A 12,724-nucleotide genomic window follows, 5' to 3' on the forward strand; every position below is an offset into this window, starting at 1 on the left:
ATATTACCGCGGTTAACGAGGGCTTGATTATAGTGAGACCAGTTTGTGATTTTGCTCATTGTTGTTGCACGGGCTAGTAGGATATAGATGATCTGATCACAGGCTGGCAAGATAGTTCAAACTTTTAGGAAACAACGCCTTTAGTAGTACTAACATACTTAATGAAATGATTAATTCCGACCTACACAACCAGACACAGTTTGAATTGGAGGAAATAAAAAAGTCAATTAAAACATACGTTAGAACCAGCAATTACTATAGTTCCAAAAACAAACTAGATCAGAACAACTGTATAATAATTACAGGTGCACCTGGTGTAGGAAAAACCACATTATCGAGGGTTTTAGTTCATGAACTAATTGTTGAAGAAGAAAAAAGAAATAAAAGCAACTATGAATTTATATACATTGATTGTATTAATGACTTTAACAGAGCATACAAAAGCAAACTAAAGCAAATATTTTTATTCGATGATTTCTTAGGAAGAAATTACCTATCTGAGGTAAGAAACAGTGACGATAGAAAATTAAAAGAAATCATCGATAGGATAAGAAAATCAGCAAACAAAAAGCTGATACTAACGTCTAGAGTATCTATTTTAAATCAGGCTAAAAATATTTCAGATGACTATGACAGCTCAACGTTCATTTCAAATGAAGAATTAATTGACGTTTCAGATCTATCAAGAATAGAAAAAGCTAAAATACTTAGCTCATATTTCTTCAATACAATGAGTACTATAAAAGAAACTGGTGAGTGTACAATTGAAATTGAAGATTTCACAAATCAAGATTTTTATTTGAAAATTATTGATCACAGAAATTATAACCCTAGACTTATCGAACACATATTAAACAAAGATAATTTCAACGCTTCCGAACACACATCTTTTAAAAATTTTTCTTTAGCCGCCTTAAACAACCCATCTAAAGTTTGGGAAAAACCAATAAAAAACAATTTAAATGATATACAAAGAGAGATTCTATATTCGGTTATATTTACTAAAGAAAGAACAAACCAAGAAAAAATTTACGATCTAACTTTAAAAAATAACAATATAAAATCACAGGAATTCTTCGACTCATTAAAAGTTATGAATGAATCCTTTATAAGCATTTCAATAGACTCAAATAATTGCAATAGATACATAAAACTACTTAACCCATCAATAGCAGACTTCCTGATTCCTAAACTAATTAACGAGTCACCATCAGAACTCGCTAGTTTAATTGTAAGTATGGGTAGCTTACTTGACATATACACGCTCCCAAACAATATGGAATTAAAGAGAGAGAAAAATAAGTATATAAACAAACATTTATTTTTTAAAAAACTAGTAGAGAACTTAAAAGATAAAATAAAGTTTGATAAAGAAACCATAACACTAAGCATTTATGCGCTGAAGAATGCTAACAGTGAAAAAAATAATTGTTCTGAAAGCCTACTGCTTGACAAGATAATAGAGAATACAAGCACAATAACCCAATACAAGCAAATAAGCGAAATACTTGAAATAACTAAAAAATTTAAACACTCAAAAGAATTTGATTTTGAAAAGTTGAGTAAAGAACATCTAGACTTATTAGATGACCATGGTGAACTTGCTGATTTTTCATTCTTCTACAACTCAAATACAACAGATTGGCATTTAGATAAAGAAATTGAATACAAGGCTATAGAATACTGGAGTAGTAACCTCGAAGAAAAGTTAAAATCAGAAATAAGTTCAGTTGACTTTATTAATGATGACATCATTGATCATTACAATCAGTTTGATGAAGTTGATGAAGTTGATGAAGAAAGCGTAACTGAAGAAATATATGATGAAGTAGAAAAAATTGTTTTAGATATTTGTAATGAATACGACATCAATATACATGAAGATGGCATCTTATCATGTTTTGATATTGACAGTTATTCTGAAAGCTTAATAGATGAAATCCTTAACACTCTTGAAAATACTGTAAAACATGAGATTGATGAAAATCAAGGCACACTTGGTTTGGAGTTTGAAGATGAAGATGAAGATATAGATGATGAAGATAGCGAAGATGATGAGATTAGGAACCTATTTTATTAAAGGTGAAATTTAAAAATCTCTACAAATATGCTACACCAAAATGAAAAACGACAGACAATAACCAATAAACTATTGATTTTACTGGTAGCCCCTACAGGAATCGAACCTGTAACTGCCCCTTAGGAGGGGGCCGTTATATCCATTTAACTAAGAGGCCACGTTTGCGCTGGGTTTTCTAGTGAAGGTCACTAGCGGTATGCAACTCGTAAAATTATAACGGGCTAAGGCTTTGGTAATCAAGAGATTATACCAACCGACTACGGTTTTAGCCGGTTGGTATTAATTTTTGTTAGTTTAGCTGGGCTGTTGCCGACTGTATCGACTCATTTTGCAGCACAAAGTACGGAATTACTTTGTTTGAGGTGGCGACAACTTGCTTGGTGGTTAAGTTGATCACGCGGGCATTCACTTCAACGCCATTGGGGCGATAAATTAAGGTGCCCGCTAGCACATGACTTGCAATTCGGCGCTTGGTTAATTCGTTGATATCGCGTGAAAAAACAAAATCACCTGTTTTATCAATAACCACACTATCGCGCGTCTTAAAATCAATAACACCGTAGCCAAATTTTTGCAGTTGATGATACAAGGTTTCTGCCACTTGATTACCAAGTTGGTTACTTTGTTGTAGGCTTTCATTTAAATCGACAAACGAGGTCACGGCTATGCCAAGCTCGGACTCTTGTTGCATGGTGTCGGCTATATCAAGCGCCATTTGTTCAACGTAATTACCTAACGTTTTATAATGCTGATAAGGCTTAAATTGACGACTATTGGTTTGTAACTCTGATTCATTTTGCTGCTGAGCAAGTAGCATCATGGTGTTTATATCATAGTTAGTTGGTGCGTTGCTCGCAGTCTGGTTGCTTGGCTCAGGCGCTTGGCTAAGTAACTCACACCCAGATAAACTGAGTGTGATAGCGGCGGTTAATGCAACAAGTTTAAACTTGCTCATAGCTTACCTCACTCACTCGCTTGTTTAAGCATAATACCGTCGGTACGGTTGCTACTATCAAGAGCATCAACCACTGACTGCGGAATAAAGCCTTGTGCCGAGCCAACCACAGCTTTGCTGGCAAGCCCAATAATACGTGCATTTACCAACACACCACCTTGGTGGTTTACTAACGTGCCTGCAAGTATGTAATTAAAGTTTTGATCTTGACTCAACTCTAAATAATCACGGCTAAACACAAAATCACCGCTTGGAGTTACACGAATGTAGTCTGTGGTTTTAAAATCAACAACAGGCACACCAAACGTATGCAGTTCGTGCATGAAGCTTTCGGCAATTTGATTACCTAGTAAGCTCGATGTGTTGTATTGATCATCTAAAAAGATGAAACTCGATACGGCAAGGGGTGTTTTATCACTAACGTATTGAAGATTTTGTGCCATGTCTTGCATTAATCCACGTACATAATGATTTATATTTTTGCGCGTAGGGGCTGCAGTAAAGGTGGTGTTATTTTTAACGGCCTGACTACTTTGATAAACCGACACATTTGTTTGTGGTGCGGCAACCGCGCGCTCACTGCGGGTAAGCTGTGGCTCTTTGGTGTCTATCGTTTGTGAGGGTGACATCATTTGTGCGCAGCCGAACCCTAATGGTAAACATAAGCTGAGTAGTAAACGTCTCATGAGTGGACTCCTAATTAGTATTCACTGCGGTAGATCATGCCACCGCGCTGCTGAACTTTTTCACTTCCCCACATTACATTAATGGGGATCTCGGTACTGGCTGCAGACACGATCCGCTGATCGGCTGCATCCACTAAACGGGCATTAACAATATAGGCATGTTGTTGCCGCGTTAAGGTGCCGGTGATCACAAAGTCAATATTCTGACGTTGGCGCAAATTTTTTGTATTTCTGCTTAACATACTATCGGCAGATGATTGTAAATTTAAATTATTTTCTAATCGGTACTCAATGGTATGGTAACCAAGCTGAGCAAATTGCGTCATTAAGCTTTCTTGAATTTGTTGACTAAGCCCTGCCCCCTGACCTTCTGCAAGGCCCGAATCAAGTGCATCAGCCAAGTAAAAGCTGGTTACAGCAATGCGTGCATTACTTTTAAAAGCCCCTTGAATTCGGCTTAATTGCGAACTTAAATCAGCCACATACTGGTGTACCGTATAAGGCGCCATAACGGCTTTTGGTGCTGCTGTACTTACCACTGGTTTTGGCTCTTCAGAGAGCTTACAACCCGCTAAGCTTAAAAATATTAATGACACTAGTAGACGCATAATTGCCATCCCATATCGAACATGGTTAATTAAAAGCAATAACTGTGCCTACTTAGTATAAATCGTTTTAGCGACGTGATAAGTCGAGTGGTTCGCCTAGAAAAGGCGCGGTTAAACAGTGCTGTTGTAGCTGTTTAGCAAGGTAACAAAACACGGTTGCTTCGTTGTAGTTGGCAAACGGGCCAACACGCAGTGCATACCGTGTTTGTGATTTTGTGGGGCGTTCTAAAAATACAAACTCTAGTTTATCAAATGCACCGGGATACTGTTTTTTCATTATTAACACTTGGCGCTTAATTTGGCTCGGGTCTAAATACACTCCAAGCTGAGCCCCAGCAGGCGCCTGAGCATTTCGCGCTACGGCATCATTGTAAGTTATTGACGCGTTATCGGAATGAGTTTGATCACTCTCAGATGCTTTAGAGAGCATTTGCACGTCTGGCTTACTATTGAGTTCGGCCGTCATAATGCGTAAATCATTTTCCATTTCGGTTAAACGGGCAATACTTTGCTGCTGTGATTGATATTGAGCCGCAAATTGCTGTATTTGTTTCTCTGTATATAGCGGCTCTGGTTGCTGTTGCAGCAACATACATGCAGGCAACAGACTTACACTGGCAGTAATTAATAAGTGTTTGAACAACGTTGAAATTGACATATTTATCATCAGCTAAAAAAACAGAACTTAAGCACAGCAAATAAAATGCCAGCTTTTAGCCTTTATATCAGCACGCTATAGGTAAATGCGATTATCGGTATAATTACTTACCCAACAATCAAGCCCTTGACGCTTAATGGCTTCACAATCAGCGGTTGCGTTTTTAAGGTATTTATAGCCACCAAATTTTAAACGGTAATAGGTGTTTTGATTAACATCAGCCACTTCAACATTTAATAGCGGTTTGCCCTGAAAAATCTCGGGGGCTAAGGCCTTCATTTTTTTAAATGTAATAGCTAAGTTTTTTTCTGAATTTACTGCAACAAGCTGTAATGCAAAACTGTATTCAGGTTTAACCTGTTCGCTGCTCTTACGCTCGTCTGATTTAGCCATAGAATCTGGCTCTTCTATAGTAGGCAGCCCAGCTGCAGGTAACGCGCTATCTTTGCCATCTGCGCTCTCTGTGCCTAGCTCAGGCAGCGATTGCACGTTTGCTAATAGGCTTTGCTCATTGGCCTGAACATTCATTGACTGAAATAGATGACTAAACGACAAAAAATTAAATAATGTGGTAGGTAATGAATGGTGACTACAACCCGATACAACAAACAGCACCATTAGGCACGCGCTGTAACGCAACGGTTTTAAGCAATATTTCATAAGCAGGATTCTTAAACGTACCATTATATATTTGCTTCTTAATCTGAGAAGACCGTTTGTTAGTACTTACCTGCCTGTAAAAAGCCTGAAATATCGTTTAGATATTAAACAAGAAAACACTAACAAATTGCTTTTTTATTATTATATTTTCAGTACAGTGCTTCTACTAACTGCAATAAAAACTTAGTAGCACCCTCAGCTTAAGTTTTCATATACGACAACCTAAAGCAGTAAAAATCCGTTTCATTATAGGTATTTTTATGAGTATAGCTTAATTAGCTATTCTACAGTGGGTAACTAAGCACTTTTCTGTAATAACTATCTTAGCAATCTGCTAATACAAAGGTATATCAGAAAAGTCCTTAATTAGGTAATAATCGACAATTGTGGATGACATGTAAATAACAAAAAAGTGCCATATAGGCACTTTTTTTACATCATTTTTAACTAATCAAATAGAATTGATTATTTAACCAGCGTTTTTATGAAGTCGGTGAGCTCATCTTTAAATTCATCGCGTCGTAATGAAAACTCAACAATCGCTTTTAAATAGCCTATTTTGCTACCACAGTCATGGCTTTTCCCTTTCATTGAGTAGGCATCAACGGTTTCTTTTTCCATTAACATTGCAATCGCGTCTGTTAACTGAATTTCATCGCCTGCCCCTGCTGGGGTTTTTGCAAGAAGTGGCCAAATGTTTTTACTTAATACATAACGACCAACCACGGCGAGGTTTGAAGGCGCTTGATCAATTGGCGGCTTTTCAACCATATTTAAAATAGCGGCACTTTCACCTTGTTTAATTTTCGCATCACCTAGGTCAACCACACCAAACTTATCAACTTCGTTAAGTGGCACAGGCTCAACCATAATTTGGCTTTGACCAGTACTTTCAAAGCGTCCAATCATCTCTGCAAGGTTGTCTTTTTTTAGATCGCTCGCCACATCGTCAATAATCACATCGGGTAAAATAACCACAAACGGTTCATTACCAATGATTGGCGCAGCACAGTTAATTGCGTGGCCTAACCCCTTCGCTTCACCTTGGCGTACTTGAATAATCGTGACATCTTTAGGACAAATAGACTGTACTTCTGCAAGTAGTTGACGTTTAACACGCTTTTCTAATGTTGCTTCTAACTCAAAGCTCGTATCAAAGTGGTTTTCAATAGAATTCTTACTTGAATGCGTCACTAATACGATTTCTTTAATTCCCGCTGAAATCGCCTCATTAACCACATATTGAATCAAAGGGCGGTCAACGATAGGTAACATTTCCTTTGGAATCGCTTTTGTTGCAGGCAACATACGCGTGCCAAGACCAGCAACTGGGATCACTGCTTTCATTGATTTCTCCTTAAACTTTTTTCTTTTTACACTGAAAACGGATACTTAATTGCATCGTGACACTGATAACCTTCTACTTCAAAATCGTCTTTTGTGACCCAAGTTTCAATGTCTTCAAGTGATTTAATATTTGGATTTATTTTAAGTGTAGGTGATGCAAATGGCTCACGCTTAAGCTGTACATCACGCATTAACTCTAACTGATTTTCGTAAATATGTGCATTTGCTATTTTATGATACGCCTTTCCGGGCTTGTGTCCGGTGATTTGTGCAACCAACGCTAATAACACAAAACATTGAATTTGATTAAAATTCAAACCCAGTGGCACATCACAACTACGTTGATACGAGGTTAAGTATAGAGTATCACCCAGTAATGAAAAAGTGTGCGTATGCATACACGGACGTAAACAACCTAGTTCAAACTCGCCCGGATTATAAAACGTGACAATTTCACCTCGGTCATCAATGCCGTTAGATAAGTTAGTAATTACCTTTTTAAGTTGATCAAGGTGTGTACCATCTGGGCGCTGCCAGCTACGGCCTTGTACGCCGTACACACGGCCCATATCATCTTCACCACGTCGATGCGGGTTTTCGAGCCAAGCTTTATTTTCGTTCGCGTTGGCATTCCATGTCATGCAACCGATATCACGAAACTGTGCCGCACTGTCGTAACCACGAAGGTAGCCTAACAACTCTGCAATGGCTGCTTTATAAAAGCTTTTACGTGTTGTTATAAGCGGAAACTTATTGTTTGCTACATCGTACTCAAGGTCAGCATTAATAACGGTTAAACATTTGGTGCCTGTACGCTTATTTTCGACCCACACGCCTTCATCAACAATGCGTTGACATAAATCTAAATACTGTTTCATTGACTTGCTCTAATTATGCTTTGCTTGCAACGCGTCGTTGCGGCTTCATGTAGGCCCATATTAACAAACCAAGGCCCCCAAATACCATTGGCAGCGAGAGTATTTGTCCCATTGAAATCACACCTGCAAATAGGCCTAAATGCGCGTCTGGCTCACGGAAATACTCAACAACAAATCTAAATACGCCGTAGCCTAATAAAAATAAACCGGCGACACTCCCTGCTGGGCGTGGCTTTTTAATAAACCATTGCAAAATTAAAAATAGCACCAAGCCTTCTAAAAATGCTTCGTATAGTTGTGACGGATGGCGTGGTTCTGGCCCACCGGTAGGGAAAATAAACGCCCAAGGTACATCGGTTACGCGTCCCCATAACTCACCATTAATAAAGTTACCTATGCGGCCGGCTAGTAGGCCCAAAGGCACTAATGGCACCACAAAATCGCCGACCTCTAACAATGATTTTTTACGTGTCCAGGCAAAGACCATAATTGCGGTAATAACCCCCAGTGTGCCGCCATGGAATGACATGCCACCTTGGTCGATTCTGAATAAATAAAACGGGTTTTCAATAAAATAACTAAACTGATAAAACAACACATAGCCAATACGCCCACCGAGTATTACCCCGAGCATACCGTAAAATAATAAGTCGCTTACTTGCTCTTTCGTCCACCCAGAATTAGGTTTTGCAGCTTGACGGTTTGCCAGCCACATAGCTAAAGCAAAACCAATTAAATACATTAAACCGTACCAACGTACGCTGAGCGGTCCTACCGAAAAAATAACCGGATCTATCTCTGGAAATTGAAGAGCCATAAAAATAAAAACCTTTAACTAAACACCATTTTAAGCGCAATTATGACAAGTAATAGCGCGAATACTTTTTTTATTGTTGCCACAGGTAAATAATGCGTCGCTTTTGCACCATAAGGAGCAATTAATGACGACGTGATAACGATGCCGACTAATGCGGGTAAATAAACAAATCCGGCAAAACCATCACTAAAGGAGGTTACTTGCCAACCTGCAGACACATAACCAACCGAGCCAAACAGCGCAATGACAATACCACATGCTGCGGCACAACCAATGGCCTTTTTAATATCGACAGAGAAATAATGCAGCAAAGGCACAATAAGTGCACCGCCACCAATACCAATCAGTCCTGATAACGCCCCCATTATTGCACATAAAAAGCCAATTACGGGACCTGAGGGCAATGGTTTTTCACTTGCAGCCTTGGTACGTGTAGATAACACCATGCGTAACGCGATAAACACCACACTCGTGGCAAAAACTAAACGTAATAACTGCTCAGGAATAAAACTCGCCGCAAAGCCACTCACGAGTGCACCAATACCTACACCGGTCATGACCCAAGGAGCAATTTCCCACGGCACATTAGCATTACGATGATGAGCCAACGCTGAAGAGGTAGACGTAAAAATAATGGAAGCAAGTGAGGTGGCTATGGCAATAACTAATACATGGCTTGAGTCAGCAACATTAAATGATACCAACATGGCGCTCAGTACAGGCACAATAATTAAGCCACCACCAATGCCAAGCAGACCGGCTAAAAACCCTACTACACTGCCTAAAATAGCGCAGTACACCATTAAAAGTATTACGTCATGCATAGCACACTCATATATTCAGTTTGTTATATGTATATACTAAACGAATATATAAACGCTTCACAGTACAATTTACTCTCATGCTTGCCCTTGGCTAGGGGTGTAAAATAACTCACCCAATTGGTGCTCTATCATAAAGTTACGTGTGAGCCTCAATACTTGCTTAGCGGTAGGCTGCAATAAACATTCGCTAAGCAGCTCCTCCATATCGCTTACTTTTAAGCGACGCAGTACAAATTTAATTTTACTGATTGATGAAAGGTTCATACTTAAGCGACGATACCCCATGGCGATTAGTAATAATGCCCCTTCTGGGTCACCACCAAGCTCACCACATAAACTAAAGGGTAATTCATGGTTTTGGCACTCTTGAGCAACTTTAAGTAGCACTCGCAGCACACTAGGATGATAGGGGTTAAAGAGCTCTGCAACACGCGCATTAGAGCGATCAACGGCCAGCATATATTGAGTTAAATCATTGCTACCCACAGAGCAAAAGTCGACTTTTTGTGACCACTCTTCGAGCATGAATATACTTGAAGGGACCTCTAACATAATGCCAACTTCTGGGCGGTCAATGGCTTGCTCTGGGTATTGTTCTTCTAGTTCGAACAGCGCTTGTTCAACTAACTTAATTGACTCGTCGACTTCTTCAGAGCCACTGATCATGGGTAACATTATTCTAAGGTTACCTAAACCGATATTGGCCTTTAACATCGCTCTGAGTTGATCTAAAAATAGTTCAGGATGATCCAAGGTGACGCGAATACCCCGCCACCCTAAGAAAGGGTTCTCTTCTGTGATATTAAAGTAGTCTAATACTTTATCACCGCCGATATCTAAGGTGCGCATTACCACAGGATTCGGGTGATAGCTGGTAAGCACTTCTCGGTACCACTTTTCTTGCTCCGACTGCGAAGGAAATTGCCCCTTTTGCATAAACCAGGCTTCGGTACGATACAAACCCACTCCATCACAAAACAGTTTGTTGTCTTGCTCTGTGTTTAATTCAAGGCCTGCATTTAACAATAAGCTAATGTGCTCGCCATCTAAGGTGACCGCATCTAGGTTCTGCTCTGCGACGAAACGATCATTCAGTAATGTTTCTTGGTATTTTAATTGGCTGTATTCATCGTGGAGCATTTGCGAAGGTGAGATATATAAACGCCCTGCGTAGGCATCTAAAATCATCGGCTTACCTTCAAATTGCAGTAAGGGAACGTCTTCAATACCCCAAATAGCGGGTATCCCCATTGCTCGCGTTAATATTGACGCATGGCTGTTTGCTGCCCCATTTACACTAACCACCCCCGCTAAATGCCCTTTGGGCACTTCGGCAAGCATGGCAGGTGTTAGCGTACTGGCAATTAAAATGGTGTCTTTAGGGTAAGGTTTTGCCGCATGCTCGGTATTAACTAAGTGGTGTAAAACACGCAAACCAATGTCTTTAACATCTACTGCGCGCTCTTTTATGTATGGGTCTTGCATGGCGTTAAACTGCGCCACCAGCTTTTCGATAACTATTTTTAATGCGCTTTTTGCACTCCAGCCTTGTTGAAGTTGCTCTTCAACATTTTTGCCTAGGCTTTTTGCATCAAGTAGCTGCTGATACACATCGAATACCGCAAGCGCTTCTTGCGGAATCGAATCGCTTAATGTCATCGATAACGTATTAAACTCGTTGCGTGTTGCCGCAACAGCCTGCGTAAATAATTTACGTTGCGTACTTATGTCATCGTCTTTTTGCAACTCAATCGATTTAAAATCGAGTTTAGGCAACACCACAAAAGCTTCACCAATGGCAATACCCGGCGCGCTCGACACCCCTTTGAGTACCGAAGTCTGATGCGAGAACTCATCAAGCCTTAAAATCTCTTTGATCTCGGCATGTGCAAGCTGCGATGCAAGTTGTGCCGAAAGAGTAATTAAAAAAGATTCTTCATCGGGACTAAAAACACGCGCTAACTTTTGCTGAACTACAATAACGCCCAGCACTTTTTTTTGATGCACCACAGGCACAGATAAAAACGCGTTATAGCCTTCTTCATTAACTTCTGGAGAGAGTTTAAAGCGAGGGTGTGATTTAGCGAACGCTATATTAATTGGCTCTTCGCGTTGCGCCACTAAGCCAACTAAGCCTTCGGTAAAACCAATTCTAAACTTACCCACAGCATCTGGGTTAAGTCCTTGCGTGGCCATTAATACAAAGTTGTCTTGGCTATAATCAGCAAAGTAAATTGAGCAGCACTGTGTTTGCATGGCATCTTTTACCATTTGCACAAAACACGCTAAGGCACTGTTTAAGTCCGCTTGTTGCGACACAGCCTCAGCAATTGATCTGAGCGTGGCTAACATGATGCTGCTCCTTTCATTTAGTTGATAAAGTTGCCCTTATCGCTTTTGTCGCCAATTATCTTTATGTTGTTCTCGTTTATTAAACGGCATTGCAAACGGGGCAAACTCTTTCATTACACGACGGTAAACATCGCGCTTGAATGACACAACTTGCCTCACCGGATACCAATAGCTCACCCATCGCCAGTCATCAAACTCTGGATGATGAGTTTTAAGTAAGTTTACATCTTCGTCTTTACAACGTAATTTCAGTAAAAACCATTTTTGTTTTTGCCCAATGCACACAGGACTTGAGTCTCTGCGAATTAAACGCTTGGGTAATTTGTAGCGTAACCAATGTTTTGAACTTGCGACGATCTCGACGTCTTCAGGAAGCAAGCCCACTTCTTCGTGTAATTCTCGGTACATGGTTTGCTCTGCTGTTTCACCATCATCGACACCACCTTGGGGAAATTGCCAAGAGTGCTGACCATAACGTCGAGCCCAAAATACTTGTCCCTGATTATTGCAAATTACAATTCCGACATTGGCACGAAAACCTTCGGCATCAATCACCTTAGTGCCTCATTTGTAAGTCGATTTTTATTGATTGTTCCACATAACCTGCGATACAGCAAACACTTTACACCTTCGCCGAAACCAGATTTGAAATTAGCATTTTAACAAGCGCTTTTAATCAATATGTTAGAAAGCAATTATTACGAAAATACGCGCTTTTAATAAAATAGTAGTTTACAACCGTATTTTTCTCACCTTACCCACAGCTTGTGCATAACTTTTGTAAATCATGCTTATTTTGCAAACAAATCCACAATAGCCAGTTCAAAAAAGCACTTTCTCCACAGAAACTGTGGATAAA

The 12,724-nt window shown here is 39.8% G+C and carries 12 protein-coding genes and 1 tRNA gene; 1 reads left to right on the top strand and 12 read right to left on the bottom strand.

Annotated features, from left to right (window positions below; genetic code table 11):
- Window positions 1-205 precede the first annotated feature (205 nt).
- A complete protein-coding gene (locus tag JIG41_RS07725; protein ID WP_199524533.1) occupies window positions 206-2,080 on the top strand; it encodes a hypothetical protein in 1,875 nt (624 codons plus the stop codon).
- An 82-nt stretch (window positions 2,081-2,162) separates the two neighbouring features.
- Here JIG41_RS07725 and JIG41_RS07730 read toward each other — a convergent pair.
- From JIG41_RS07730 to rppH, 12 genes are all read right to left on the bottom strand, one after another.
- Window positions 2,163-2,237: transfer RNA gene (locus JIG41_RS07730), tRNA-Arg, on the bottom strand.
- A 132-nt stretch (window positions 2,238-2,369) separates the two neighbouring features.
- Window positions 2,370-3,035, bottom strand: a complete 666-nt coding sequence (locus tag JIG41_RS07735; RefSeq protein WP_199524534.1) for a FlgO family outer membrane protein — start codon at window positions 3,033-3,035, stop codon at window positions 2,370-2,372.
- Between the two features lie 8 nt (window positions 3,036-3,043).
- Window positions 3,044-3,721: a FlgO family outer membrane protein gene (locus JIG41_RS07740; protein WP_199524535.1), complete on the bottom strand. Its 678-nt coding sequence runs from the start codon at window positions 3,719-3,721 to the stop codon at window positions 3,044-3,046.
- 14 nt (window positions 3,722-3,735) lie between these two features.
- Window positions 3,736-4,329: a FlgO family outer membrane protein gene (locus tag JIG41_RS07745; protein ID WP_036970392.1), complete on the bottom strand. Its 594-nt coding sequence runs from the start codon at window positions 4,327-4,329 to the stop codon at window positions 3,736-3,738.
- Window positions 4,330-4,396: 67 nt separating this feature from the next.
- Window positions 4,397-4,987 carry a hypothetical protein gene (locus tag JIG41_RS07750; protein ID WP_199524536.1) on the bottom strand — a complete coding sequence of 197 codons (591 nt, stop codon included), beginning with the start codon at window positions 4,985-4,987 and terminating at the stop codon, window positions 4,397-4,399.
- Window positions 4,988-5,062: 75 nt separating this feature from the next.
- Window positions 5,063-5,647: an SPOR domain-containing protein gene (locus JIG41_RS07755; RefSeq protein ID WP_199524537.1), complete on the bottom strand. Its 585-nt coding sequence runs from the start codon at window positions 5,645-5,647 to the stop codon at window positions 5,063-5,065.
- A 465-nt stretch (window positions 5,648-6,112) separates the two neighbouring features.
- Window positions 6,113-6,994: a UTP--glucose-1-phosphate uridylyltransferase GalU gene (gene galU, locus JIG41_RS07760; protein ID WP_065978397.1), complete on the bottom strand. Its 882-nt coding sequence runs from the start codon at window positions 6,992-6,994 to the stop codon at window positions 6,113-6,115.
- 26 nt (window positions 6,995-7,020) lie between these two features.
- Entirely contained in the window at window positions 7,021-7,872 is an 852-nt protein-coding gene (locus JIG41_RS07765; RefSeq protein WP_036970397.1) for a thymidylate synthase, read from the bottom strand.
- A 13-nt stretch (window positions 7,873-7,885) separates the two neighbouring features.
- The gene (lgt, locus tag JIG41_RS07770) at window positions 7,886-8,689 is read right to left on the bottom strand and encodes a prolipoprotein diacylglyceryl transferase (RefSeq protein WP_036970400.1); all 804 of its coding nucleotides are present in this window, start codon (window positions 8,687-8,689) and stop codon (window positions 7,886-7,888) included.
- 14 nt (window positions 8,690-8,703) lie between these two features.
- The gene (locus JIG41_RS07775; protein ID WP_074989477.1) at window positions 8,704-9,513 is read right to left on the bottom strand and encodes a sulfite exporter TauE/SafE family protein; all 810 of its coding nucleotides are present in this window, start codon (window positions 9,511-9,513) and stop codon (window positions 8,704-8,706) included.
- Between the two features lie 75 nt (window positions 9,514-9,588).
- Window positions 9,589-11,865 (bottom strand): phosphoenolpyruvate--protein phosphotransferase, encoded by a 2,277-nt coding sequence (gene ptsP / locus JIG41_RS07780; protein WP_074989476.1) that lies wholly within the window; start codon window positions 11,863-11,865, stop codon window positions 9,589-9,591.
- Window positions 11,866-11,901: 36 nt separating this feature from the next.
- A complete protein-coding gene (gene rppH / locus JIG41_RS07785; RefSeq protein WP_036970409.1) occupies window positions 11,902-12,420 on the bottom strand; it encodes an RNA pyrophosphohydrolase in 519 nt (172 codons plus the stop codon).
- Between the last annotated feature and the right edge of the window lie 304 nt (window positions 12,421-12,724).

Origin of the sequence: Pseudoalteromonas sp. bablab_jr011, assembly GCF_016464045.1 — a bacterium.
Lineage (GTDB): Bacteria > Pseudomonadota > Gammaproteobacteria > Enterobacterales > Alteromonadaceae > Pseudoalteromonas > Pseudoalteromonas lipolytica.

Coding starts and splice junctions, on each gene's coding strand:
- JIG41_RS07735 (WP_199524534.1), bottom strand. CDS start 3,035: ATGAGCAAGTTTAAACTTGTTGCATTAACCGCCGCTATCACACTCAGT.
- JIG41_RS07740 (WP_199524535.1), bottom strand. CDS start 3,721: ATGAGACGTTTACTACTCAGCTTATGTTTACCATTAGGGTTCGGCTGC.
- JIG41_RS07745 (WP_036970392.1), bottom strand. CDS start 4,329: ATGCGTCTACTAGTGTCATTAATATTTTTAAGCTTAGCGGGTTGTAAG.
- JIG41_RS07750 (WP_199524536.1), bottom strand. CDS start 4,987: ATGTCAATTTCAACGTTGTTCAAACACTTATTAATTACTGCCAGTGTA.
- JIG41_RS07755 (WP_199524537.1), bottom strand. CDS start 5,647: ATGAAATATTGCTTAAAACCGTTGCGTTACAGCGCGTGCCTAATGGTG.
- galU (WP_065978397.1), bottom strand. CDS start 6,994: ATGAAAGCAGTGATCCCAGTTGCTGGTCTTGGCACGCGTATGTTGCCT.
- JIG41_RS07765 (WP_036970397.1), bottom strand. CDS start 7,872: ATGAAACAGTATTTAGATTTATGTCAACGCATTGTTGATGAAGGCGTG.
- lgt (WP_036970400.1), bottom strand. CDS start 8,689: ATGGCTCTTCAATTTCCAGAGATAGATCCGGTTATTTTTTCGGTAGGA.
- JIG41_RS07775 (WP_074989477.1), bottom strand. CDS start 9,513: ATGCATGACGTAATACTTTTAATGGTGTACTGCGCTATTTTAGGCAGT.
- ptsP (WP_074989476.1), bottom strand. CDS start 11,865: ATGTTAGCCACGCTCAGATCAATTGCTGAGGCTGTGTCGCAACAAGCG.